General features: G+C 67.4%; 31 protein-coding genes. 23 read left to right on the top strand and 8 right to left on the bottom strand.

Going from position 1 to position 20,228, the window contains the following annotated elements:
* Nucleotides 1-44 precede the first annotated feature (44 nt).
* From ACIBLC_RS04090 to ACIBLC_RS04005, 18 genes are all read left to right on the top strand, one after another.
* Nucleotides 45-797: a hypothetical protein gene (locus tag ACIBLC_RS04090; RefSeq protein WP_399209059.1), complete on the top strand. Its 753-nt coding sequence runs from the start codon at nt 45-47 to the stop codon at nt 795-797.
* Between the two features lie 14 nt (nt 798-811).
* Nucleotides 812-1,675 carry a P22 coat protein - protein 5 domain protein gene (locus ACIBLC_RS04085; protein WP_399209058.1) on the top strand — a complete coding sequence of 288 codons (864 nt, stop codon included), beginning with the start codon at nt 812-814 and terminating at the stop codon, nt 1,673-1,675.
* 15 nt (nt 1,676-1,690) lie between these two features.
* Nucleotides 1,691-2,059 carry a hypothetical protein gene (locus ACIBLC_RS04080; RefSeq protein WP_399209057.1) on the top strand — a complete coding sequence of 123 codons (369 nt, stop codon included), beginning with the start codon at nt 1,691-1,693 and terminating at the stop codon, nt 2,057-2,059.
* 1 nt (nt 2,060) lies between these two features.
* Complete coding sequence (locus ACIBLC_RS04075; protein ID WP_399209056.1) at nt 2,061-2,378, top strand: hypothetical protein; 318 nt, start codon at nt 2,061-2,063, stop codon at nt 2,376-2,378.
* A 13-nt stretch (nt 2,379-2,391) separates the two neighbouring features.
* Nucleotides 2,392-2,985: a hypothetical protein gene (locus ACIBLC_RS04070; RefSeq protein ID WP_399209055.1), complete on the top strand. Its 594-nt coding sequence runs from the start codon at nt 2,392-2,394 to the stop codon at nt 2,983-2,985.
* Entirely contained in the window at nt 2,982-3,338 is a 357-nt protein-coding gene (locus ACIBLC_RS04065) for a head-tail adaptor protein (RefSeq protein ID WP_399209054.1), read from the top strand. Before ACIBLC_RS04070 ends, ACIBLC_RS04065 begins: the two co-directional genes overlap by 4 nt.
* The gene (locus tag ACIBLC_RS04060; RefSeq protein WP_399209053.1) at nt 3,331-3,669 is read left to right on the top strand and encodes a hypothetical protein; all 339 of its coding nucleotides are present in this window, start codon (nt 3,331-3,333) and stop codon (nt 3,667-3,669) included. The genes ACIBLC_RS04065 and ACIBLC_RS04060 overlap by 8 nt, the downstream gene beginning before the upstream one ends.
* 23 nt (nt 3,670-3,692) lie before the next feature.
* A complete protein-coding gene (locus ACIBLC_RS04055) occupies nt 3,693-3,848 on the top strand; it encodes a hypothetical protein (protein ID WP_399209052.1) in 156 nt (51 codons plus the stop codon).
* A gap of 6 nt (nt 3,849-3,854) precedes the next feature.
* Nucleotides 3,855-4,226 (top strand): HK97-gp10 family putative phage morphogenesis protein, encoded by a 372-nt coding sequence (locus tag ACIBLC_RS04050; RefSeq protein WP_399209051.1) that lies wholly within the window; start codon nt 3,855-3,857, stop codon nt 4,224-4,226.
* Nucleotides 4,223-4,651: a DUF3168 domain-containing protein gene (locus tag ACIBLC_RS04045; RefSeq protein ID WP_399209050.1), complete on the top strand. Its 429-nt coding sequence runs from the start codon at nt 4,223-4,225 to the stop codon at nt 4,649-4,651. Before ACIBLC_RS04050 ends, ACIBLC_RS04045 begins: the two co-directional genes overlap by 4 nt.
* A 41-nt stretch (nt 4,652-4,692) precedes the next feature.
* Nucleotides 4,693-5,124, top strand: coding sequence for a phage tail tube protein (locus tag ACIBLC_RS04040; RefSeq protein WP_399209049.1), 432 nt, complete (start codon nt 4,693-4,695; stop codon nt 5,122-5,124).
* Between the two features lie 17 nt (nt 5,125-5,141).
* The gene (locus ACIBLC_RS04035) at nt 5,142-5,555 is read left to right on the top strand and encodes a hypothetical protein (protein ID WP_399209048.1); all 414 of its coding nucleotides are present in this window, start codon (nt 5,142-5,144) and stop codon (nt 5,553-5,555) included.
* 74 nt (nt 5,556-5,629) lie between these two features.
* Nucleotides 5,630-5,875, top strand: a complete 246-nt coding sequence (locus tag ACIBLC_RS04030) for a hypothetical protein (protein WP_399209047.1) — start codon at nt 5,630-5,632, stop codon at nt 5,873-5,875.
* A gap of 3 nt (nt 5,876-5,878) precedes the next feature.
* Nucleotides 5,879-7,783, top strand: a complete 1,905-nt coding sequence (locus ACIBLC_RS04025; RefSeq protein WP_399209046.1) for a hypothetical protein — start codon at nt 5,879-5,881, stop codon at nt 7,781-7,783.
* Nucleotides 7,783-10,578 (top strand): hypothetical protein, encoded by a 2,796-nt coding sequence (locus ACIBLC_RS04020; RefSeq protein WP_399209045.1) that lies wholly within the window; start codon nt 7,783-7,785, stop codon nt 10,576-10,578. The genes ACIBLC_RS04025 and ACIBLC_RS04020 overlap by 1 nt, the downstream gene beginning before the upstream one ends.
* Before the next feature lie 9 nt (nt 10,579-10,587).
* Nucleotides 10,588-11,004, top strand: coding sequence for a hypothetical protein (locus tag ACIBLC_RS04015; RefSeq protein ID WP_399209043.1), 417 nt, complete (start codon nt 10,588-10,590; stop codon nt 11,002-11,004).
* A 73-nt stretch (nt 11,005-11,077) separates the two neighbouring features.
* Nucleotides 11,078-11,776, top strand: coding sequence for an N-acetylmuramoyl-L-alanine amidase (locus ACIBLC_RS04010; protein ID WP_399209042.1), 699 nt, complete (start codon nt 11,078-11,080; stop codon nt 11,774-11,776).
* Nucleotides 11,773-12,048 (top strand): hypothetical protein, encoded by a 276-nt coding sequence (locus ACIBLC_RS04005; protein WP_399209041.1) that lies wholly within the window; start codon nt 11,773-11,775, stop codon nt 12,046-12,048. Before ACIBLC_RS04010 ends, ACIBLC_RS04005 begins: the two co-directional genes overlap by 4 nt.
* Nucleotides 12,049-12,086: 38 nt before the next feature.
* Here ACIBLC_RS04005 and ACIBLC_RS04000 read toward each other — a convergent pair whose 3' ends face one another.
* Both ACIBLC_RS04000 and ACIBLC_RS03995 read right to left on the bottom strand, forming a co-directional pair.
* Nucleotides 12,087-12,443: a hypothetical protein gene (locus ACIBLC_RS04000; protein WP_399209040.1), complete on the bottom strand. Its 357-nt coding sequence runs from the start codon at nt 12,441-12,443 to the stop codon at nt 12,087-12,089.
* Nucleotides 12,444-12,708: 265 nt separating this feature from the next.
* Entirely contained in the window at nt 12,709-12,924 is a 216-nt protein-coding gene (locus tag ACIBLC_RS03995; RefSeq protein WP_399209039.1) for a hypothetical protein, read from the bottom strand.
* A gap of 230 nt (nt 12,925-13,154) precedes the next feature.
* On the opposite strand from ACIBLC_RS03995, the gene ACIBLC_RS03990 reads away from it, so the two are divergent.
* The 3 genes from ACIBLC_RS03990 to ACIBLC_RS03980 are packed head-to-tail and all read left to right on the top strand — an operon-like array spanning nt 13,155 to nt 14,757.
* Nucleotides 13,155-13,406: a hypothetical protein gene (locus tag ACIBLC_RS03990; protein ID WP_399209038.1), complete on the top strand. Its 252-nt coding sequence runs from the start codon at nt 13,155-13,157 to the stop codon at nt 13,404-13,406.
* Nucleotides 13,381-13,896 (top strand): DUF6879 family protein, encoded by a 516-nt coding sequence (locus ACIBLC_RS03985; RefSeq protein ID WP_399209037.1) that lies wholly within the window; start codon nt 13,381-13,383, stop codon nt 13,894-13,896. Before ACIBLC_RS03990 ends, ACIBLC_RS03985 begins: the two co-directional genes overlap by 26 nt.
* Nucleotides 13,897-13,902: 6 nt before the next feature.
* A complete protein-coding gene (locus tag ACIBLC_RS03980; RefSeq protein ID WP_399209036.1) occupies nt 13,903-14,757 on the top strand; it encodes a helix-turn-helix domain-containing protein in 855 nt (284 codons plus the stop codon).
* A 39-nt stretch (nt 14,758-14,796) separates the two neighbouring features.
* On the opposite strand, the gene ACIBLC_RS03975 is transcribed toward ACIBLC_RS03980, so the two are convergent.
* On the bottom strand, nt 14,797-15,012 hold the full coding sequence (locus ACIBLC_RS03975; RefSeq protein ID WP_399209035.1) for a hypothetical protein: 216 nt from the start codon (nt 15,010-15,012) through the stop codon (nt 14,797-14,799).
* A 141-nt stretch (nt 15,013-15,153) separates the two neighbouring features.
* Here ACIBLC_RS03975 and ACIBLC_RS03970 point away from each other — a divergent pair, with 141 nt between their 5' ends.
* Nucleotides 15,154-15,633 carry a hypothetical protein gene (locus tag ACIBLC_RS03970; RefSeq protein ID WP_399209034.1) on the top strand — a complete coding sequence of 160 codons (480 nt, stop codon included), beginning with the start codon at nt 15,154-15,156 and terminating at the stop codon, nt 15,631-15,633.
* 133 nt (nt 15,634-15,766) lie between these two features.
* Complete coding sequence (locus tag ACIBLC_RS03965) at nt 15,767-16,654, top strand: hypothetical protein (RefSeq protein ID WP_399209033.1); 888 nt, start codon at nt 15,767-15,769, stop codon at nt 16,652-16,654.
* 157 nt (nt 16,655-16,811) lie between these two features.
* Here ACIBLC_RS03965 and ACIBLC_RS03960 read toward each other — a convergent pair whose 3' ends face one another.
* The 5 genes from ACIBLC_RS03960 to ACIBLC_RS03940 all read right to left on the bottom strand — a co-directional run bounded on the left by ACIBLC_RS03960 (nt 16,812) and on the right by ACIBLC_RS03940 (nt 20,140).
* The gene (locus ACIBLC_RS03960) at nt 16,812-18,659 is read right to left on the bottom strand and encodes an FtsK/SpoIIIE domain-containing protein (RefSeq protein WP_399209032.1); all 1,848 of its coding nucleotides are present in this window, start codon (nt 18,657-18,659) and stop codon (nt 16,812-16,814) included.
* Between the two features lie 75 nt (nt 18,660-18,734).
* Nucleotides 18,735-18,911 carry a hypothetical protein gene (locus ACIBLC_RS03955; RefSeq protein ID WP_399209031.1) on the bottom strand — a complete coding sequence of 59 codons (177 nt, stop codon included), beginning with the start codon at nt 18,909-18,911 and terminating at the stop codon, nt 18,735-18,737.
* A 1-nt stretch (nt 18,912) separates the two neighbouring features.
* Nucleotides 18,913-19,230, bottom strand: coding sequence for a hypothetical protein (locus tag ACIBLC_RS03950; RefSeq protein ID WP_399209030.1), 318 nt, complete (start codon nt 19,228-19,230; stop codon nt 18,913-18,915).
* Nucleotides 19,227-19,931 (bottom strand): hypothetical protein, encoded by a 705-nt coding sequence (locus tag ACIBLC_RS03945; protein ID WP_399209029.1) that lies wholly within the window; start codon nt 19,929-19,931, stop codon nt 19,227-19,229. Before ACIBLC_RS03945 ends, ACIBLC_RS03950 begins: the two co-directional genes overlap by 4 nt.
* Entirely contained in the window at nt 19,928-20,140 is a 213-nt protein-coding gene (locus ACIBLC_RS03940; RefSeq protein ID WP_399209028.1) for a hypothetical protein, read from the bottom strand. Before ACIBLC_RS03940 ends, ACIBLC_RS03945 begins: the two co-directional genes overlap by 4 nt.
* Between the last annotated feature and the right edge of the window lie 88 nt (nt 20,141-20,228).

Here is a 20,228-nt window from a genome sequence, read left to right as displayed (position 1 = left end):
CCCGCGCGCAACGCGCAGGCCCACACCCCGCAATGGGAGATCACATGCACCGCAGCACCCTGCCCCGCCGCGCCCGCGCGCACGCGCCCGGCTGGTCCCACCCGTACCCGGCCGACCCGTTCTCGCCCGTGTTCTACGCGGACGGCGACCAGGACGCCGACACCGACGACACGGACGACGATGCGGACGCGAAAGCGGAGGGCGATGCGGACGCCAACGCCGACAAGGGTGACGACGCGGACGCGGATGACGCGGACACGGACGCCGACCCGGAGGGTGCCGACGGACTGGGCGACAAGGGCAAGAAGGCCCTCGCCGCCATGAAGGTCAAGCTCAAGGCGGAGCGCGAGCGCCGCCGGACAGTCGAGGCCCAGCTACAGGACAAGACCGCCGTCGGCGGCGACGCGGACCAGATTCAGGCCAAGGCGGACGCGGCGGCAACCGCCCGCGCCAACGGCCGGATCGTGCGCTCGGAGCTCAAGGCCGCAGCGACCGGGAAGCTCATCAACCCCAAGGACGCCCTGACGTTCATCGACGTCGATCAGTTCGAGGTCGACGACGACGGTCAGGTCGACGAGGACGAGATCGCTGACGCGATCGACGACCTCTTGAAGGAACGCCCCTACCTGGCAGCCGCAACGGCGAAGAGGTTCCAGGGCACAGGCGACGGCGGCGCAGCGCGCAAGGCGGGCCGGCCGAAGCAGCTCACTCAGCAGGACCTCAAGACCATGGCCCCTGAGGCGATCGACAAGGCCCGCATCGACGGCCGGCTCGACGACCTCATGGGCGGCAAGTAACCCAGGAGGAACCCATGACCGTCCGGAACTTTGTTCCCGAAATCTGGAGCTCGCGGCTGCTCGTCGCGACCCGCAAGGAGCTCGTCTACGCGGCTCCGACCGTCGTGAACCGAGACTACGAGGGCGACATCTCCGAGGCGGGCGACACCGTCCGCATCACGTCGGTGTCCCGTCCGGCGATCGGGACATACGTTCCCGGTACGACCACGATCACCCCGGAGAAACTGACCACCGGGCAGCGCACTCTCGTCGTCGATCAGTCGAAGTACTGGGCGTTCTCGATCGACGACGTCGACAAGCGGCAGGTGAAGTCGAACCTGATCCCGCAGGCCATGAGTGAGGCGGCCTACGGCCTCGCGGACACCATCGACCAGTACGTGGCCGGGCTGTACACGCAGATCCAGACCGCGAATTTCCTCAACGTGGTCGGCTCCCCGATCGACACGTACACCACGGCGACCGACGCCTACGACAAGGTCCTCGTCCCGCTGCGGACCCGGCTGACGAAGGCGAACGTGCCGAAGGCGGGCCGGTACGTCGTCGTCTCGGCCGAGTTCTACGCGTCGCTGCTGCTGGACTCCCGCTTCATCAAGGTCAACGAGTCGGGTACGGACGCCGGTCTGCGCAACGGTCTCGTCGGTCGGGCGGCCGGGTTCGACATCTATGAGTCGAACAACGTCCCCAACCCGTCGGGCGACACGCAGGTCGTCACCGCAGGCACGTCGGCAGCCATCACGTTCGCGGAGCAGATCAACAAGACCGAGGCGTACCGCCCCGAGTCCAGCTTCAGCGACGCGGTGAAGGGCCTCGCGCTGTACGGCGCGAAGGTCGTGCGCCCGGACTACCTGGCCGCCGCGTTCATCAACCCCGCTGCCTGATCGGAGAGCTGACCCATGGCAACTACGCAGATCCCGTACTCCAGCCTTGTCCCGAACTCGAACCTCGCGCAACCGGCGGGGACGACCACGGTCGTGGCGCCGACGAACAACATGCAGATCTCCAACGCGTTCCCGGAGCTGACGGTGCTGCGGGTCGTGAACACCGGCGTGCAGCAGATCGTCAAGGTGAAGGCGGGGACGGGGCCGCAGGCCATCGCCGCGGGGCAGGGCGACCTGTCCGTCACCGTGGCTGCGACGACCGGTGTGCAGTTCATCGGACCGTTCGAGTCCGGGCGGTTCGTGCAGTCCGACGGCAGCATGCTCATCGAGGCCGCGACGGTCGACGCGACGATCACCGCCTTCAAGATCCCGAGGAACACCTGACATGGCTGAGACGATCCATGTCCGGGGTGAAGGCGGGGCCATCTTTGCGATGGACCTGCCCCTGCCCGAGGGCATCGCAGAGCGGTATGAGCGCGGGCTGCTGGTCCGCGTCCACTCCGACGGCAGCCTGTACCACGCGGAGCCTTCGGTGCAGTCCAAGGAAGACGGCGGCAGCGACCTGACTGCGGGTAAGTCCCCGCGGCCGGCGGTGAACGCGTCGAAGTCCGAGTGGATCGCCTACGTCGTGGGCCAGGGACACCTGTCTGCCGACGACGCGGCGAACCTCACCAAGGCCGATCTGATCGAACTGGCCAGCTGACAGGGAGGTCGCCGTGGCACTCGAACCGTTGGCGACACAGGCCGACCTGGAGGCCCGCGGTCTGACCGTGGACTCCTCCGAGACGGCGATGGTCGCCGTGTACCTCGGCGTGGCCTCGACGGCAGTACGTGAGGCGGCCGGGGCGCCGATCTCGGAGACGACATCCACCATCACGCTGGAGGGCGAGCCGGGCCAGTGGCTGACACTGCCCGGCCTGCCGGTCTCCTCCGTGGCGACGGTCGAGTTGGACGGCGTGGCCATCACCGACTGGCGTCTGCGCTCGCAGCGGCTGTGGCGCGCGGTCGGCTGGTCGGGATGCGACGGCCCGTCCGAAGTGGAGGTCACCCAGACACACGGCCTGCCCGACGTACCCGAGGACATCGTCGACCTGGTGTGCCGCATGGTCGCGGGCGCACTGAAAGCGCAACGGTCCGAAGAGGACGGTACGGGCCTGGCCACCGAGGTCATCACCTCGGAGCGGATCGGGGACTACGCGGTCACCTTCGGCGGCGACGGGCGCGTCAGTGAGATGGACCTGCCGCAGTACTGGCGCGAGCGGCTCGAAGCCCGCTTCGGCGGCGGCATGCAGCTGCTGAGGTCACGGTGAGCGTTGGCCGGTACCTGAACCGGCTGCTGGAAGTCTGGCGCCCGCAGACGTCGCCGGACGGGCACGGCGGCCAGACCACCACCCTCGTCAAGCGGGCACTGCCCGTACGGGCGAAGGTCGACCAGCCCTCGCCCACCGAACACCTGATCGCCCAGCAGGCGAACTCCAAGCATTCGCACGACGTGTTCATGCTGCCCAGCGCCGACGTGCGGCGCAGCGACGAGCTGCGCGGCACGGATCGCCTGGGCAACGACCAGGCGTTCCGGGTGCTGTCCGTCGTCCAGGCGTCCCGCCCCGTGTACTCGAAGGCTCTTGTCGAGCTGATCCAGGGAGAAGGAGAACCCGATGGCTGACCTCAGCCTCACCACGGTGCCGGTAGCCACCGGCATCGCCGACGTCGCCGCTCAGGCGACCGCCGCCGCCGGAGGAGGGGACACGGTCCCCGTCGGGCCGGGACGGTTCCTGTACGTCAACAACGGCAGCGGCGGCAGCATCACGGTCACGCTGGCGACGCCGGGAACCGTGTCCGGCCTCGCGATCGCCGACACCGCGGTGGCCGTCGCCGCCGGGAAGCACGCGATCATCCCGCTGGCCAACGTGTTCCGCGGTGCCACCGGCCGCGCCGCCATCACCTACAGCGGGGTCACCTCCCTGACTGTGCGCCCCTTCGAGCTCGGCGTCTGATGGCTGGTCCGGAGCGGCCACAGGTGCCCCGGCTGGAGCCGCACGAGTACCGGCGCCGGGCCGAGGACTTCCTCGGGCTGTGCGACGTCGACGTCGATGTGCCGCGCGCCATCGCGTTCGGCGTACTCGCCGTCGCTGCCGAGCTGCGCGAGATCCGCGGACTCCTGCGAAAGAGGTGACCGCCCATGGCGCGCAGTCGGGCACGCGTACAAGTGATCGGTCTGGACCGGCTGGAGCGCCGCCTGGCCCACCTGGTGCCGCAGCTGACGGAAGCCGCCCAGGAGGCGGTCAAGGAATCCGGCGCGGCCATGGTCTCGGACGTGCAGCGCAACGTGCGCCGCGACACCGGCAACCTCCAAAGCAGCGTGAAGGACACCTACGAGAAGGACGGCCTCCAGACGTCGGTCGGCTGGCGCGACCAGGACGACCTGTACGTCGCATTCCATGAGCGCGGCACGCGCCGTATTCCCGCCAACCCCACGCTCGTCCCTGCGCTGGAGCGCGAGGCGCGGGAGCTGGTGGGCAAGCTGCGCGCCGAGGTACGGAGGCTCCTGTGACTACGCCCGTGCCAGGGCTGGCCTCCCTGCCCACCCGCGATGCGATCCTCGCTGCACTGACTACCGACGCCCAGCTCATAAGCCTCGTCCAGGGCGTCTTCGACTGGGTCCCGGAGAAGCAGCCCTATCCGTACATCGACCTCGGAGAGTCCTTCGAGGTCCCGAACAACGCCCATGACCGGTACGGCGCGCAGGTCTTGCAGACGCTGCACGTCTGGTCCAAGTACCGCGGCTACGCCCAGGCCGTGACGATCGCGCAGCGCATCATCCTCGTCCTCGATCACGCGCCGCTGGTGATCGACGGGCACGTGCACAAGTGGACGCGGTTCGTGTCCATGCAGACCCTCACCGACCCCGAGCCTCCGGGCGACATCCGCCATGTGCCGATGACGTTCCGCATCGGCACTGAGGTCGCCCCCGCCTAACCGAATCATCCCGGCCACGGCCGGACATCAAGGAGGACGCCATGGCCGGAACCGATGCCTTCGGCACCCAGCTGCTGCGGGACTCGACAGGAAGCGGCAGCTTCGTCGAGATCGCGAACGTGTCGGACCTGTCCGGCCCGTCGCGCCAGCGCGAGGCGATCGAGGTGACCGCGCACGACTCGCCGGACAAGTACCGAGAGTTCATCAAGGGCCTCAAGGACGGCGGCGAAGTATCCGCCACCATCAACTTCGACCCGGGCGAGACCACGCACCTGGCGCTCGATGCCGACTTCGAGGAAGACGACCTGCGCGCCTACCAGATCGTCGCCCTGCCCGGGGACGCGGACGAACTCACCTGCCAGTTCAACGCCCTGATCACCGACCTCGGTGACAGCTACCCCATCGACGACAAGATGTCCCGCGAGGTCACCTTCAAGATCTCCGGCAAGCCCGTATTCACCGCGACCGGCTGAGGCAGGAGACACCCACTGTGGCAAGCCTTCGAGACCTCATCCGTGAGGCCCAGGACATCCCCCTCCAGGACGACGTAGAGATCCCTGAGTGGGCGCCGGGGGCAAGGTTCCGCGTACGCGGCTTGCCCTCCAAGGACTGGGAGGACTACCAGAACAAGCAGGCCCGCATCCGCCTGGAGCAGGGCAAGAGCGGCGGCGAGATGACGCTCAAGTCGAACAAGTGCGAGATCGTCGCCAAAGCCCTGTACGACCAGGAGAGCGACGAGCTGGTCTTCCCCGATGTACGCGAGGGCGTCGCGATCCTCAGCAAGAAATCGGGCGGCATCGTCAACGGCCTATTCAACCTGGTGCGGCACCTGTCCGGCGACGACAAGTCGTTCGAGCAGAAGGTGAAGGACGCGGAGGGAAACTCCGACGACGGCCAGAGCTGAGGCTCCTGCACGACCTGGCCGTCGCCTTCCACATCCCGCCCGGAGAGGTTCTGGACCGGTTCACCGAGGAGGACATGATCCACCTGGTGGCCTACCAGAACCTCTACGGACTGATCACCCCGCGGCGCCTGGACATGGTGATGGCCCGCCTCGGCATGGATGTCACCGCCCCGCACATGAAGAAGGGCCGCAAGCCGAAGATGAAGGACCACCTGTTCACGTGGTCACGCAACACCGAGCGGCGCACGGGCCGTGAACTGCACGACGTGCTCAAGGGATGGCAGGCCTTCTACGAGGGCTCCAACCGGAAGCGGGGTTGACGCGTGACTGTTCTAGACGAACTGCTGGTCCGCGTGGGCGTCGACATGACGGACGCAGAGGCCGAGACCGAGCGCGGCAGCCAAGGCATCCTCGACAGCCTCGGCGGCCTGGAGGGCGCCGGGAGTCTTGCCGCAGTAGGCCTGGGTGCGGCATTCAGCGTGGGCCTGGCCTCTGCGATGGACGCCAGCGATGCGACCAGCAAGCTCCAGAACCAGCTGGGGCTGACCGACGACGAGGCGCAGCGCGCGGGCAGTCTCGCTGGCGACGTGTTCTCCGCCGGGTTCGGCGAGTCCATCGGCAGCGTCTCCGAGTCGCTGGGGGCGGTCGCGCAGAACCTGGGCGGCTTCGCCGAGCTGGGTGACAAGGAGCTGACCCAGCTCACCAAAACGGCCGAGGCCCTCGCCAAGACATTCGAGTTCGACGTCGCCGAGTCCACCGCCGCGGCCGGCACCCTCATGAAGGCAGGTCTGGCCAAGGACGGCACCGAAGCCTTCGACCTGATCACCGCAGCCGCGCAGAAGCTGCCGCCCGCGCTGCGCGAGGAACTCCCCGCCCTCACCAAGGAGTACAGCCAGTTCTTCAGCCAGCTGGGGTTCACCGGCCCGGAGATGTTCGGGCTGGTCGCCCAGGCCGCGAAGGACCCGACGTTCGAGCTCGACAAGCTCGGCGACGCGGTCAAGGAATTCAGCCTGCTGATCTCCGACACCGACGCCGCGAGCGAGCCGCTCAAGAAGCTCGGCCTGGACGTCGGCGAGATCCAGAAGCTAGTCAACACCGGGCAGGGCACGAAGGCGTTCGACGAGGTCGTCACCGCCCTGAAGGGCGTCGACGACCAGACCGAACGGACCATGCTGCAAGCCGCGCTCTTCGGCGGCCCCGGCGAGGACATGGGCAACAGCCTGCTGAACCTGAGCGCATCGGGCGCCGCTGCGGCGACCGGGCTGAACAAGGCGGCCGGTTCGTCGAAGGGACTCGCCGACAGCGCGGAGGCATCCCAGTCCCTGAGCAGTATCTGGCGGACCATCTCCACCACGCTCGGGGAGTACCTCGCCCCCGCGCTCCTGATCATCAGTGACTTCTTCGCCAAGTACCCCGGCCTGGTGGGGGTCCTGGTCCCGATCCTGGTGGCCCTGGCTGTGGGCCTGGCCGTCGCCGCCGCTGCCCAGTGGGTGATGAACTCCGCGGTCCTGGCCAACCCCTACACCTGGGTGGTGGTCGCGATCGTGGCGCTGATCGCCGCGATCGTGCTGCTGTGGAAGAACTGGGACGCGGTCTCCGCGTCGATGGGCAAGGCCTGGGGCTGGATCGTTGACCAGTTCTGGTCCGGCTGGAACTGGCTGGTCAACAACGTGTTCAACCCGATCGGCAAGTTCTTCACGAGCACGATTCCGGGCTGGGTCGGCAGCGGCGTGGACTGGATCGTCGACAAGTGGAACAGCGCCATCGGCTGGTTCGCGGGCATCCCCGGGCGGCTGGCCAAGGCCGGATCCGGCATGTGGAGCTTCATCGCCGACGGGCTCAAGGGCGCGCTCAACGGTGCCATCGGAATCGTCAACGACGGCATCTTTTCCATCAACTCGAACCTGATCGGCAACGCGAACCGCATCCCCGGCGTGGACATCCCCTCCATCCCCTACGTGCCGTACCTGGCCGAGGGCGGGATCACGACCGGCCCGACGATGGCGATGATCGGCGAAGGGCACGAGCAGGAAGCCGTCATGCCGCTGAGCAAGCTTCAGAACCTGCTCGACGTCACCGCCATGCAGAGCGCCAGCCGCCACGTGGAGCCCGCCGACGACCGCAAGGTATTCGAGCTGCGGGGCGGAAGCAGGGCGTTCCGCGAGTTCCTCCAGGAGTCGGTGCGCGACGCCACCGGCGGCGACATCTTCAAGTACGTGGAGGGGTGATGGTCAGCCTTCCCCCGGACCTCCGGGCTCACCTGTACTTCGACGGGGCGTGGAACGACATCAGCCGCAGCCTGCGCGCCACCGCCCCCGTGACGTTCACGCGCGGCCTCACCTCGGAGTCCGCATCCGAGGCGTCCCCCATGGGCGCGGAGTGCGTGCTGGACAACCGCAGCAACGACTACAGCCCCCGCAATCCCCGCAGCAGGCTCAAGGGCAAGATCGGGCGCAACACCCCGATACGGCTCGGGTACCGCGTGGGCAGCCCATGGGTCAACCTGCCCGGTACCAACGGCAACGAGATCACCACCCCCACCAACGCCGCGTACAACGTCACCGATGTCGACCTCCGCCTCGACCTGGCCCTCGATGACTGGGCCACCGGGCAGGGCATCGCCGCCCGGTACACCGCGTCCGGCAACAACCGGTCATGGGGTGTCTATCTGGCAGGCACGGGCCAGATAGCTTTCGTGTGGTCACCCACTGGCACATCCACCACCATTACCCAGTTCTCCACGGTCCCGGTCATCGCGTACAACGGGCAGCGTCTGACCCTGCACATCACGCTCGACGTGGACAACGGAGCCTCCGGCTACGAACTGCGCTTCTACACGGGGCGCACGGTGGACGACGAGGAATGGGAACTCCTCGGTGATCCCATCGTGGGTGTCGGTACCACGGCCGTGTTCGCCGCATCGTCCGGTGTCGAATTCGGAGACTTCCTGGGACTGGTGGTCGCCGGTATGACGGGCAAAGCGTTCGCTCTCAAGCTGATGAGCGGGATCCTCGGCACCGCCGTGCTCGCCATGACGACGGCGGACGCGGCACCGGGTGCTGCATCCTTCACGTCGAACGGCGCTGTGTGGACCACCACGACGGGCGCCACGCTGACCAACCACCACATCCGTATGGCCGGCGAGGTACCGGCCTGGCCGCCGTCCCGGGACCTTACCGGCAACGACCGGACCGTCACCCTGGCACCGGCCGGGGTTACGCGCCGCATGGACGCGGGCAACAAGCCCATCGACTCGGCCATGCTGCGGTTCCTCAAGACCCGGAGCCCGATCGAGTGCTGGCCGCTGACCGACGGGGAACAGACCGGCACCGCAGGTAAGTCCCTCCTCGGTGGCAGCGACATGCGCACCACCATGAGCCTCGGGACGGACATTCCCGAGTGGGGGTCAGGGACACTGGCCGACTGGATCGAGCCCGTCGTCACCCTCAAGGGGGAGACGGCCGGGGTCATCGCAGGCGGTGTGCCCAACTCTGCCGCCGCCGCTGCGTTCTGGTCCGTGGACTTTCTCTACAAGAGCGAGGCACCCGGCAACGCGGGAGTGTTCGAGATCCGGGACCGCGGCGCTGGCACCGATGCCGACAACGTGGTGTTCTTCACCCTCTCGCTGGACACCGTGGACAACGACATCACGATCTTCCGCGCGAGCAGGGGCGACACCTCTTCCTCCTCGTCGCTGCTCACCTCGGTGACCGATGTGGGGATCTACGACGGGAACATGCATCACATCCGGTTCTCGGTCGACCCGGGGGTGAGCAGCTCCGTCTGGACGATCTACGTGGACGGAGTGCAGAAGGCGACGGGGACGGTGGCCAGCATCGTCGTGAAGGCCGTCCGCTCGGTCAGCTACAGCTGGTCGCTCCTCTCGGGTGGCGGCATCTCCGGAGGTGACCAGCAGCTCGGCTACGTCACCTACTGGGACGGCACCGGGCCCACCGCGGCACAGGTCTACGACGCGGCCACCGGCCATCAGGGCGAGCGCGCCGGCGCACGCATCGAACGCCTGGCCGCCGAAAGCGGATACACGGCCTCCGTGGCAGGCATGTCGGAATACCAGACCCGTCTGGGCATCCAGCGCCGAAGGAAGCTCCTGGAGTTGCTGAACGAGGCGTCCCGCTCGAACGTCGGATACCTCCTGGACCGCCGGGACGCACCAGAGGTGATCCACCGGGGGCACTCCACCCTGTGGAACCAGCCCCCGGCGATCACGCTGGACTTCAAGGCTGGCCTCATCAGCTCCCCGTTCAAGCCGGACGACGGCGACAAGCTGACCGAGAACGACGTGTCCGTGCGGCGCGAGGGCGGCCAGGTGCCCTCGCGTCAGATCCTCGACGAGGGCGCCCTGTCCGTACAGGACCCCCCGGACGGGGTCGGCCGGTACGACCAGGAGCACACGTACAGCCTGTACGAGGACAGCCAGGCAGCCCAACTGGCCTACCTGCGGCTGCACCTGGGGACCTATGACGGGGTCCGGTACGCGCGCATCACCCTGGACCTGGCCAACTCCCGCGTCCACCAGATGATCGACGCGATCCTGAGGGCCGACTGCGGCGACAAGATCCGGCTGACCGGCCTGCCCGACGACCACGGCCCGGACGACGTCGACGTCCTGATCAACGGCTACACCGAGGAAGCCGGGCCCACCGCCTGGAAGATCACGTTCAACTGCACGCCGGCCGAGCCGTGGACCGCGCTGGTCATCGGGAGCACCACGTATGCCCGCATCGACACCGCAGGATGCGAACTCGCCGAAGTCCTGGACACCACGGAGACCGGCGTGGACGTCCTCACCACGGCTCTGTACCGGTGGGTCGACTCGGCCACCTACCCGACGGACTTCCCGTTCGACGTGAAAACGGGCGGGGAGGTCATGCGCGTCACGGCCTGCACGGGCACCACGCTGGCCCAGACGTTCACCGTGGTCCGCGGCGTGAACGGAGTCCGCATCGAGCACCCGACCGGCCAGGACATCCGCCTCGCCAACCCCGTCTACATACCGCTGTAGGAGGCGACGATGACGGTATTCCTCGCCGGGATGCGCGCAACCGCGGACCGGATGAACGACAACTCGGCCTCGTCGACCACGACCTCCGGCCTGGTGGCCGCCACCGGATTCTCGATCACCTCGTTTTCGGGCACGAAGGTCAACGGGATCACGTTCGTGAACTGCGTGATCCAGCGCACGGGCGCGGCCATCGCGGAGCTGGCGACCAACTCGGGAGACATCACCGACATCCTGTGCGCCACCCTCCCCGCAGGATGGCGCCCCTCGGAGACGACGACCGTTCTGTGGGGCACCACGGTCAACGACGGCCGTGCATCAGTCTCAACGACTGGAGACATCACGCTGATCACCACGTCCGGTTCGGGCGGGATCGGAACGAACGCCACCATGCGCATCAGCTTCATGTGGATCAGCCAGAACGGCTGAGATCAAGGACCTACCCGCCGCTACCGCCCGCCCCGTGCCATTGGCCGGGGATTTCGTCATGTCTGGAGCCCCCATGGCCTCACCAATGTCCACCGCCGCATTCCTCGCCGCGCTCAAGGCCGAGGGTGTGAAGGTCGTCGAGCGCCCCGGGTGGAAGACACACAACCGCGCCGGACACGGTGCGTGGGGGCCGGTCAACGGCGTGATGATGCATCACACGGGGCCGTACAGCACGGAGTCCGCGATGGTCACGCTGTGCTGGAACGGCTACTCCGGTCTTCCGGGGCCGCTGTGTCACGGCGTAGTCGATCGGGCAGGAACGATCCACCTGATCGGCTACGGGCGCGCAAACCATGCGGGCCTCGGGGACGACGATGTCCTGAACGCGGTCATCGACGAGACCAAGCTGCCGGTAGATGACGACTCCAACACCGATGGCAACGCACGGTTCTACGGCTTCGAGGCCATCAACAAGGGCGATGGCCAGGCGTGGCCGGAGGCCCAGATCGAAGCGATGGTCCGCGTCTCCGCCGCGCTGTGCCGGGCTCACGGGTGGAGTGACGAGTCCGTCATCGGCCACAAGGAGTGGCAGCCCGGCAAGCCCGACCCCGCCGGAGTCGACATGACGAAGTTCCGGGCCCGGGTGGCTGAGCGCCTGAAGCACCCGGCGTCCTGGAAGCCGACACCGAGCACGCCTGCCCCCGCCAAGACTGTGGAGCAGCGTCTGTCCGACCTTGAGGCGGCCGTGAAGAAGCTGGAGGCAGCAAAGTGACTCTCCCCGGAGCCCCGACGAGCGACATCGCCCTGGAGATAGAACGGCTCCGCGGCACGATGGTGCAGGGATTCGCCCAGGTTGACACTAAGTTCGCCGAGGTGAACGGGAACCTCAACATGGTTGTCGAGCGCACAGGCCGTACAGACGCGGAGGTGACGGCTCTGGAGCTTCGAGTCGGTGCCCTGGAGAAGCGAGTGTGGACCGCGTCGGGTGTCGCCGCGCTGGTCGGAATGGCGGTGCCGTTCGTCGTTCAGGTCCTCGGGAAGTGAAGGCGGCCCCGCGCTGGACGGGGCCGCCGGCCAACCCGTCAGGCTGACTCCTCAGAGCCGCCCTCCCGGAACCGCCTGGTTCCCCGGCGACAGGCTCTCAGGGACAACTCGATCTCCTCGAAGGCCACCTCGGTGGACGACCACTCACCGACCCCCTCTAGCGTGTATGTGATCTTGACGCCGAGGGCCGCCATGTACGTCTCGAAGACTCCGCTGATCGTGTTCGGGTACATCGATTCGATGACCCCGACATCCGCCGCGGTCGTCGGGATGGCCATCCTCTCGGCGACTTCCTCCCGCGTCATTCCGGCCTTCTCACGCAGGATGGCGAGCGTGAGGCCGTCCTTCTCCTTCTCGTTCTCTCTCGGTTTCTCGTTCTCGTTCTCGTCTGTCACCAGTTCAGTTCTCCGGTATACGGCACCCGTTCACGAGCGCTCTGCCGTCAGTGGGGTTGAGGTCTCACGGAAGGCCCTCGGGGCTTGGATGGGCATTCGGGATCGCAGGCCCACAGCTCGATGTCCTCGGTGATCTTCCCGCGCGTCTGGGTGACAGTGCCGAGAGGGCGGTCCTGATACAGCCGCGCTCCGCACAGTGCACACCGCCAGCCGCGCAGTTGTCCTCCTGTCAGGGTGTCGGCGTCGGGGAGAGGTCGTTCGGTCGTCACTGCTGAGCGGCCTTCTTGGCGCAGTTCGGGCAACTGCACTTTGGGAAGGCGCCGGTCAGCGGGACCACGTCGCCCCGCAGGCTCACGTGCCTGGTGCCCGAGTCGCTCGTGATGGTGCCCGCTCGGTCCACCGTGTAGACCCTGAGCGTCATCCCGCTCACACCCCGGGCCCCGGGTGTCGGGCTCTCTTCCGTGTGTCTTGCCTCCGCCATGTCGACTCCTCGGTAGTCGGCCATGCCCCGCTAGGCCTCACCGCTTCGCCGGGGCCCTGTCGCACCTCGACGCTAGGAACCGGGTCGTCGCACTCGCTATGAAGTTGCACCGAATTACAGGGGAGTTACCACTCGCAGGTGGTGTCCAGTATGCGGTCTTGACCATGTAGCCCGTGGGTATGACCGTGGTGTAAATCGCTGTAACCAGCTAGCGCGGGAGGCCAGCCATCATGAACATCAAGTTCGTCGGCATCGATCCCGATACGGACGACGACGGATGCCCCACGGTGTGGGTGGACACGGAGGCAGCAGACCTGCTGATCCAGAGCTATACGGCCGACGACGCGTCGACCGCCCGATGCGATGCGCTGTCCCCGGCAAGGGCCCCGATCCCGTCCGGCGAGACCGTCATCAGGATCCCCAAGCGGATGATTCCGCTCATCAGGAAGGCGTGCGATGAGCTCGATCCCGGAGTTCGGTGAACTCCTCGCCGGTGCCCGGCGAACAGCCGTTCACCTGGAGACGCGGGACGTCTACTACAGCAATCCCCGCTTCGAGGCGTGGAAGAACGGTGAGCGCACCGACTGGGACGACCGTGCGTCATGGTGGCGTTCGTTCCACGACGAGATCGCCGACGCGGTTGCCCGCGGGGTGAGCGTGCGCCGCGCCCGTGTCGTCTCAGAGCCGGTGACGGACTACATCCGCTGGGAGAACTACGTCACCGCCGCCAACGTCGCTGCGGGTGAACAGGTGCGATGGCTGTCCCGTCGCCAGGCCACGGACCTCCTGATCCCCGTCAACGACTTCTGGATCTTCGACGACCAGCTGATGCGCGTGCACCACTTCACCGGCGACGGCGCCTGGGCGGACAAGGAATTGTGCGATGACCCCGGGGTGGTGGGAACCTGTTCCGCCGCCTTCGAGAGGATCTGGGAGCGCGCCATCCCGCACGACGAGTACGAGGTCAAGTAACCGCCCATGTCCCAGTTCCCCTTGTCCACCGTGCACGAAGCACGCGCAGCCCTCGCCCAACGTCTTCGAGAGCTGCGCCTGGACGCGGGGATAACCGGCAAGGAACTGGCAGCACGCTGCGGCTGGTCCGTCGCCAAGTCGTCCCGGATCGAGAATGCCCACACCGCCCCGTCCGACGCGGACATACGGGCCTGGTGCACGGCGTGCGGGGCGGATGGACAGGCGGCGGACCTGGTCGCGGCGAACCGGCAGGCCGACAGCATGTACGTCCAGTGGCGGCGGCTCCAGCGCACCGGCATGCGCCGTCTGCAAGAGGCGTCCACGCCCCTGTACGAACGCACCCGTCAGTTCCGGGTGTACGCCTCTCATGTCGTACCCGGCTTCCTCCAGACCCCGGGATACGCGACGGCCCTCATGAGCACCATCGCGGGATTCCGTGGAACCCCTGACGACGTGATCGACGCGGTCGACGCACGCATGCGCCGCTCCCGCGTCACGCAGGAGGGGGACCACCGCTTCGCGACTCTCGTCGAGGAGAACGTGCTCCATCACCGCGTCGGCGATACGGAGGTGATGGCCGGCCAACTCGGTTCCCTGCTGGCATCGATGGCGTTGCCGTCCATGTCGCTGGGGATCATCCCCTCGGCCGCGCCCCGGGAGCAGGTCATGTGGCCCCTGGAGCAGTTCACCGTCTTCGACGACACGCGGGTCAACGTCGAGCTGCTCGCCGCGAAGATCACCGTCACGGCCCCCGGCGAACTGGACATCTACACGCGGGCCTTCACCAGGATGACGGAACTCGCGGTGTACGGCGCGGACGCGCGCGCCCTGATCGTGAAGGCCATCGAAGCGCTGCGCTGAGGACCAGCGGGGCCCCGGGCAGTGCCCGGGGCCGGGCCGCTATCGGTTGAGTAGTCCTGCGGGCACGGTGTGTCCGGCCGCTACCAGAGCCTCGGCGTACGCCTTGCGTGTCTTCTTGACGGCCTTGTCGGTCACCTCTATCTCGGCGAGCGTCAGCTCCCTCGTGCTCACCTCCGCCATCAGCGCGGTGAACGCCTCCTCCTCCTTGACGTAGGCGTTGGTCGCCTCCGCCAGGGCTTCCTGAATGGTCGTCATGATCGGCTCCTCGCCGTCGTTGGACGTTGGGGGCGCGAGGGTACATCTACGGGCGCTCATCCCCAAACCATCCTGGAAGCGCACGGGATTCCGCACGCGCGACAGGCAGTTGGTTGCTGTGCGTCACGCTACGCTCCGCTCATGGCTACTGCTGCTGTGACTCTCGCAGTGATCGCCGCCGTCCTGGAGATCGGTGGCATCGCATTGACGATCCGGGACATTCGTGCCGAACGCAGGCACTTGGCGTCGTATCTCGTTCGCCCGCGTCACGTGTACGCCTCCGACGCCGGGACCGTAGAGGAGGCGATGCCACTCTGGGGGAGCAGTTCCGAGCAGACGGTCGAGCAGCGCCTCGCGTCGATTGAAGCGTGGCAACGGGGCCTGGCCGGGGAACAGAGCCAGCGGGAGAAGAAGCTGTCCGATCGACTGTCCGACCGCTTCGGTCGGGAGTTGACCGACGTGCAGAAGACGCTCGACGATCGACTCGACGGGCTCCGCGAGTTCGTCACGAGCGAGGGACGCCCGCACTGGCTCGTGGCCTACCGGGGGCCGCTCCTCTTGGCCGTCGGTGTCGTCGCCGGTCTCGCGGCCAACATCGTCTCGGCCGTCCAGTCCTCGTGAGGACGGTCGGCGGGTCCCCACGAACCGATTAGCAGCCAGGGCAGTTGTCGCCGGGGCAAGTTCCGTAGAACCACCCATCTTGAGACGGGCGGCCGTCTAAGCTTCCGGCCCTGATCGAGGGGGAAGTGTGGGCTTGGATAGCAGCGGCATTCAGACGTACAACGTGATTGCCGACCAACAACTGGACTGGGCAGTCACTTCCGCAAGGAAGCTTGAGAGGGCGTCGAGACTTCTAGCGGTCGCCGTAGCTGCGTCCGCCGTGGCTTTGGTCGTGTTCTTGCTGACGGGGCATGACGCCGGGGAAGTCAATCCGCAGGCGAGCGAGAGTACCTGGCTTGTGATCGCAGGAATTCTGGGATTTACCTGCTTCGCCCTCCTCTCTGTGTCTGTGCCATGGCTGATCACGCGACGCACCTTCATGAAGAACCAGAATGCTCGCATCGCAGAGCAGTTGAAGACTCAGCAGGAGCTGCGGCACGAAGCACTGGAGAAGCTGAAGAAGACCACTGAGTTGGCCACGCTCATGGAGCTCAACCAGGACCAGATCGCCACCTACCACCGGATCGTCACCCAACAGGCCGACAAGTCCTTCAAGTCGTCCCGCACGGCTATGGGTGTCGGCCTCTTCCTCATTGTGTGCGCGGCCATCGGAGGCGCGTACGTGCCGATGGAAGAGGTCCGGTGGTTCATCGGAGCCTTGGCCGCGTTCAGCACCCTGCTCACGGGCTACCTCACCAAGACCTATTTGGCGATGTACAAGGAGTCGATCGGGCAGCTGAACCGGTACTTCGATCAACCGGTGCTCAACAGCTTCTACCTGACGGCGGAGCGCCTGGTCTCGGGGCTCGACGAGGAGCACGCTCAGGACGTGCGGTGCCAGATCATCAACGAGGTTCTCGCCACCAGTTCCCGCCGGAGCAGCCCGGCGGCTGATCCGAGCCGCAACAAGCAGAAAACGACGCCGAAGAAGCGCGCTCCGAAGAAGCAGACCAGTTCGATGAACGGTTCCCCACAGGCGTAACCGGACGTACGAAGGAGCCCCGCCCTCCGTGCGGAGGGCGGGGCTTTCGGCTTTGGGGACCGGGGTTCTGCGGGTTCTTGCTAGACCTGCTAGGAGTGCTAGTTCGCAGGTCAGAGGCTGCTAGGCGCCTTGCTAGGCCCTAGCAGCGTGCTAGGCCCTAGCAGCCGACGGCATCCTGGACCTCGGACCGCTTCCACCCCCGTCCGGCGTTGCCTCCGTCTCGCCAGATCTGCGCCACCTTCACCCCGTTCAGCTCCTTCTTCAGCTGGTCCACGGAGGTACTGAGCCGGGCGGCCAGCTCCTCGAAGAGAAGCCCGTCGTCGGTACCGAAGGCGGCCAAGATGCGCGTCAGCTCGCTCTCCACCTGGTCCTCGGGGGAGACACCCGGGAGGGTGCCCGCCGCCTCGCGCAGCCGATACGCGGTCTCAGCCACCCCGGCCAGGTCGTCATCGTCGAGCAGGTACGAGCGGAGCATCGTCGGCTCGTTGCCGTCCGCGTCGAGGATGCCGAGCCCGCGGTGAGCCCGGGAGATCGCCGAGGCGTCGTACCCACGGCCAACCGCGCCGGGGCCGAGCACGGCGTTGGAGGCGGTGGTGTCCGGGCAGCGCATCGCCCAGCGCAGCGAGCAGACTCCCTTGAGCGGACCCGGGATGGCGTCGACCGTCATGCGCTGCGTGGCCAGGACGAGGATCACTCCGGCGGCCGGACCGCGCGAGGCGATGTCGACCATGGCGGCGACGATCTCGTCTCCCAGATCGCTGGTCACGTAGTAGCGGGTCTCGTCCACCACCGTCAGTTCGATGTCGACCCCGAGCGAGCGGCACAGATCGGGCGTCAGCTTCGTGCCCGCGCCCGCCTGGTCCAGCAGGTCGAAGCGTCGTTCCATCTCGTCGGTCATCCGCTTGAGGTGGCCGAGGAGTTTGGCCGGCTCACGCTTCACCGCCGTGTGAGCGATCCTCCGCCACGGCCGGTGGTCACCAGCGCCCTTGCCGTCGAAGAGATGGATGCGCGGCGTCACGGCCAGCGCAGCGGCTCCCACGATGGTGTTGGTGGCCACCGTCTTGCCCGCCCTCGGCTCACCGGCGACCAGGAGCGAGGCATCGACGAGGCGAAGGAACTCCACCCCGGCCCGGCCGTTGACGCCCACGGGGATCCCGCCCCAGAAGTCGAGCGGTTCGGTCCGTCCGATCAGCGGCGACGGGTACACCTTGAGGAACGGGTCGTCCTTGGCGACGAAGATGTCCAGGAGCCCCGCGTGCGAGGGGACCAGGTCGAAGAACACCTGCGTCTCGCCGACGCCGAGCGCCGAGGCGAAGTCGGCTTCCTTGCCGATCGCCTTACGGGCCCGCTGCCCCGGCGGCATCTTCAGCTTCGTCGACCAGCCGGATCCCTCGTTCAGGATCGGGGAGGCGAGCCGCATCTCCTCGACGTCCCGGCCGGTGCCCAGCTTCGAGGCGACCGCAGCTCGTGTGACGGCGTTCTCCCCGGGGTTCTTGCGCGAGAGCCCGGGGAAGTTCAGCGGCGTCTTGCGCTCGCCCAGGCGGCGCCGTACGTCCAGCACGGCGCCGGTGCCGAGCACGGCGGTCGCAGAGAAGACGGGAGTCGAGTCGGTGACGAACAGCCAGCTTCCCGCGAACGCGAGTACCGCCGTACCCGCGAGGTACCAGGCGGTGTGACGGCGGCGGGTCCGTACCTTCTCCACGAACTCCGGGGACTCGGCGATGGCCGAGCCGTAGTCATCGGCACGCATCCACGCCCACCCCGTGCGGAGCATGCGGGACGTGCCGAGGATCGGTGTGCTCGCCACCAGGTACCCGGCTCGGATGGCGGACCAGCCGTACCGGTAGCGGCGTGCATGGTGGAGCACGGTGTGCAGCCACCGGCTCTGCTCCCTGAGGACACCGGGAACGGAGGAGGGTACGGCGGGGACGAGAACCAGAGGTGGTGTGTCCGCGACGGGGACACCTTCTGCGTCCTTGAAGAGCTGGACGACAGAGTCCGACATGATGGGGTCCTCTCTCTGAGAGACGAGCCCGGGGCGGCCGGTGTACCTGCCCGGTTACGGCCGCCCCGTGGCGTACTACTTCGTGCGCTTGCCGTCCTCGCGCTGCTGGGCCTTCTCGCGGATGCGGTCGACCTCGTTGTTCAGGCGCTTGGTCGGCTTGCCGCGCGCCTCTCGCCGGGTGATGCGGGCGCCGAGGAGGAGAACGCGGGCCAACTCGCGGGCGTTGTGCGGGTCCTTGCCGGTGAGCGCCATGTCAGTGGCCCCTCTGGAAGTCGCGCCACAGGCCACGCAGGACCATCAGGCAGATGACGAGCGAGACGACGACGATGGCGAGCACCGCCGAGGCGATGGCAAGGCCGATCATGATGGTGACGACCACGATGGCGACGATGACCAGAGCGGCCAGAGCGAGGCATCCACCGGCGACATAGGTCCCGACGGGATGCGCCTTCAGCGGCGCCTGCGCTACCGGTGCGGGCGCCACCGGCCACGGGTAGATGACCTGGCCGTCGGCGGTCATGCCGATGGGCTGGACCTGGTACTGCGCGAGGGTCTGTTCGAAGGTGCTCATGACCGCTTCCCTCCCGTAACCTCGCGCCACAACGATGCCGCCGCGCGTCGCGACAGGCCCAGCTCCTCGCGGATGTTCTCGATGGTCACCGGCTTGCCGGTATCGGCTACCACCTTCCGGTTCAGCTTGGACGCCTCTCGCCGCAGGTCAGCCGGGGTGAGGGTGACCACCTGAGTGACCAGCTGCCGGGGGTTCTCGGCGGGCACGGCGTTGGTCGCCATGCCGGTATCCGTGGGGACCTTGACGGTCGTGAAGTCGTCCCACGCGCAGGGCATCGGATCCGGTACGGCAGGAACCGAGGTGACCACCTTCGCGGGGGCGTACGGCATGGCGGGAGTGGTCACCTCGCCCTCGTTCCGGGCGAGGGCGTGGGTACGCCACAGCGCCACCGGCACGAGCAGCGAGACGACCACCACCATCGGGATGTTCACGGCCATCACGCGGGCGTCCAGGAGGTGGGCTGCCACCTGCGCGGCACCCATGAGGGCGAGCGACAGGGTGACGTCCAGCGCCTTGAACCAGCGCAGGGCGGCGACCACGTAGGCGTCGATGGATACCGGCAGCATGACCGCGATGACGGGGTCCGCACCCAGGGAGCGGGCGAGGTCGAACTCGGCGTGAGCGGTGAAGGCGATACCGGCGGCGAGGGACAGTCGGGTCAGGAACGTTCTCATCGGGTCGCGGGGCGGGACGGTGGTCATCGGGTGCCTTCCTCGATGACGAGGACCAGGCTGGCGATGACGACTTCGCACCGGCCGATGAGACGGCACAGGTCTCGATCGGTCGCTTCGGCGTAGTCGAGGGAGTCCGTGTCGGAGAGCAGCTGGCGCGCGATGCCGAGGTGGTGCTGGGCGGGCTCGGCGGGCGTCGTCTCTTCGAGCGCAGGGCTGCTGACAGGTACGTTTTCCACGGGTCTTGCTCCTTGATCGGAAGGATCTGGATCAAGGCCTCGGATGGGTGATGGAGTCACCGGTCCGGGGCCGCCGCCGTCTCACACA

This window comes from Streptomyces sp. NPDC050535, from assembly GCF_044457665.1.
GTDB lineage: Bacteria > Actinomycetota > Actinomycetes > Streptomycetales > Streptomycetaceae > Streptomyces.
The sequence above is the reverse complement of the archived record's forward strand: the minus strand, read 5'-3'. Positions and strand labels throughout refer to the sequence as shown.

What these genes read in the sequence shown, in the direction of transcription:
- ACIBLC_RS03985 (WP_399209037.1), top strand. Translation starts at nt 13,381, where the DNA reads ATGAGCTCGATCCCGGAGTTCGGTGAACTCCTCGCCGGTGCCCGGCGA.
- ACIBLC_RS04075 (WP_399209056.1), top strand. Translation starts at nt 2,061, where the DNA reads ATGGCTGAGACGATCCATGTCCGGGGTGAAGGCGGGGCCATCTTTGCG.
- ACIBLC_RS03980 (WP_399209036.1), top strand. Translation starts at nt 13,903, where the DNA reads ATGTCCCAGTTCCCCTTGTCCACCGTGCACGAAGCACGCGCAGCCCTC.
- ACIBLC_RS04015 (WP_399209043.1), top strand. Translation starts at nt 10,588, where the DNA reads ATGACGGTATTCCTCGCCGGGATGCGCGCAACCGCGGACCGGATGAAC.
- ACIBLC_RS04090 (WP_399209059.1), top strand. Translation starts at nt 45, where the DNA reads ATGCACCGCAGCACCCTGCCCCGCCGCGCCCGCGCGCACGCGCCCGGC.
- ACIBLC_RS03970 (WP_399209034.1), top strand. Translation starts at nt 15,154, where the DNA reads ATGGCTACTGCTGCTGTGACTCTCGCAGTGATCGCCGCCGTCCTGGAG.
- ACIBLC_RS04040 (WP_399209049.1), top strand. Translation starts at nt 4,693, where the DNA reads ATGGCCGGAACCGATGCCTTCGGCACCCAGCTGCTGCGGGACTCGACA.
- ACIBLC_RS03995 (WP_399209039.1), bottom strand. Translation starts at nt 12,924, where the DNA reads ATGGCGGAGGCAAGACACACGGAAGAGAGCCCGACACCCGGGGCCCGG.
- ACIBLC_RS04050 (WP_399209051.1), top strand. Translation starts at nt 3,855, where the DNA reads ATGGCGCGCAGTCGGGCACGCGTACAAGTGATCGGTCTGGACCGGCTG.
- ACIBLC_RS03945 (WP_399209029.1), bottom strand. Translation starts at nt 19,931, where the DNA reads ATGACCACCGTCCCGCCCCGCGACCCGATGAGAACGTTCCTGACCCGA.
- ACIBLC_RS04010 (WP_399209042.1), top strand. Translation starts at nt 11,078, where the DNA reads ATGGCCTCACCAATGTCCACCGCCGCATTCCTCGCCGCGCTCAAGGCC.
- ACIBLC_RS04080 (WP_399209057.1), top strand. Translation starts at nt 1,691, where the DNA reads ATGGCAACTACGCAGATCCCGTACTCCAGCCTTGTCCCGAACTCGAAC.
- ACIBLC_RS03955 (WP_399209031.1), bottom strand. Translation starts at nt 18,911, where the DNA reads ATGGCGCTCACCGGCAAGGACCCGCACAACGCCCGCGAGTTGGCCCGC.
- ACIBLC_RS03950 (WP_399209030.1), bottom strand. Translation starts at nt 19,230, where the DNA reads ATGAGCACCTTCGAACAGACCCTCGCGCAGTACCAGGTCCAGCCCATC.
- ACIBLC_RS03960 (WP_399209032.1), bottom strand. Translation starts at nt 18,659, where the DNA reads ATGTCGGACTCTGTCGTCCAGCTCTTCAAGGACGCAGAAGGTGTCCCC.
- ACIBLC_RS04085 (WP_399209058.1), top strand. Translation starts at nt 812, where the DNA reads ATGACCGTCCGGAACTTTGTTCCCGAAATCTGGAGCTCGCGGCTGCTC.
- ACIBLC_RS03990 (WP_399209038.1), top strand. Translation starts at nt 13,155, where the DNA reads ATGAACATCAAGTTCGTCGGCATCGATCCCGATACGGACGACGACGGA.
- ACIBLC_RS03975 (WP_399209035.1), bottom strand. Translation starts at nt 15,012, where the DNA reads ATGACGACCATTCAGGAAGCCCTGGCGGAGGCGACCAACGCCTACGTC.
- ACIBLC_RS04030 (WP_399209047.1), top strand. Translation starts at nt 5,630, where the DNA reads ATGATCCACCTGGTGGCCTACCAGAACCTCTACGGACTGATCACCCCG.
- ACIBLC_RS04020 (WP_399209045.1), top strand. Translation starts at nt 7,783, where the DNA reads ATGGTCAGCCTTCCCCCGGACCTCCGGGCTCACCTGTACTTCGACGGG.
- ACIBLC_RS04060 (WP_399209053.1), top strand. Translation starts at nt 3,331, where the DNA reads ATGGCTGACCTCAGCCTCACCACGGTGCCGGTAGCCACCGGCATCGCC.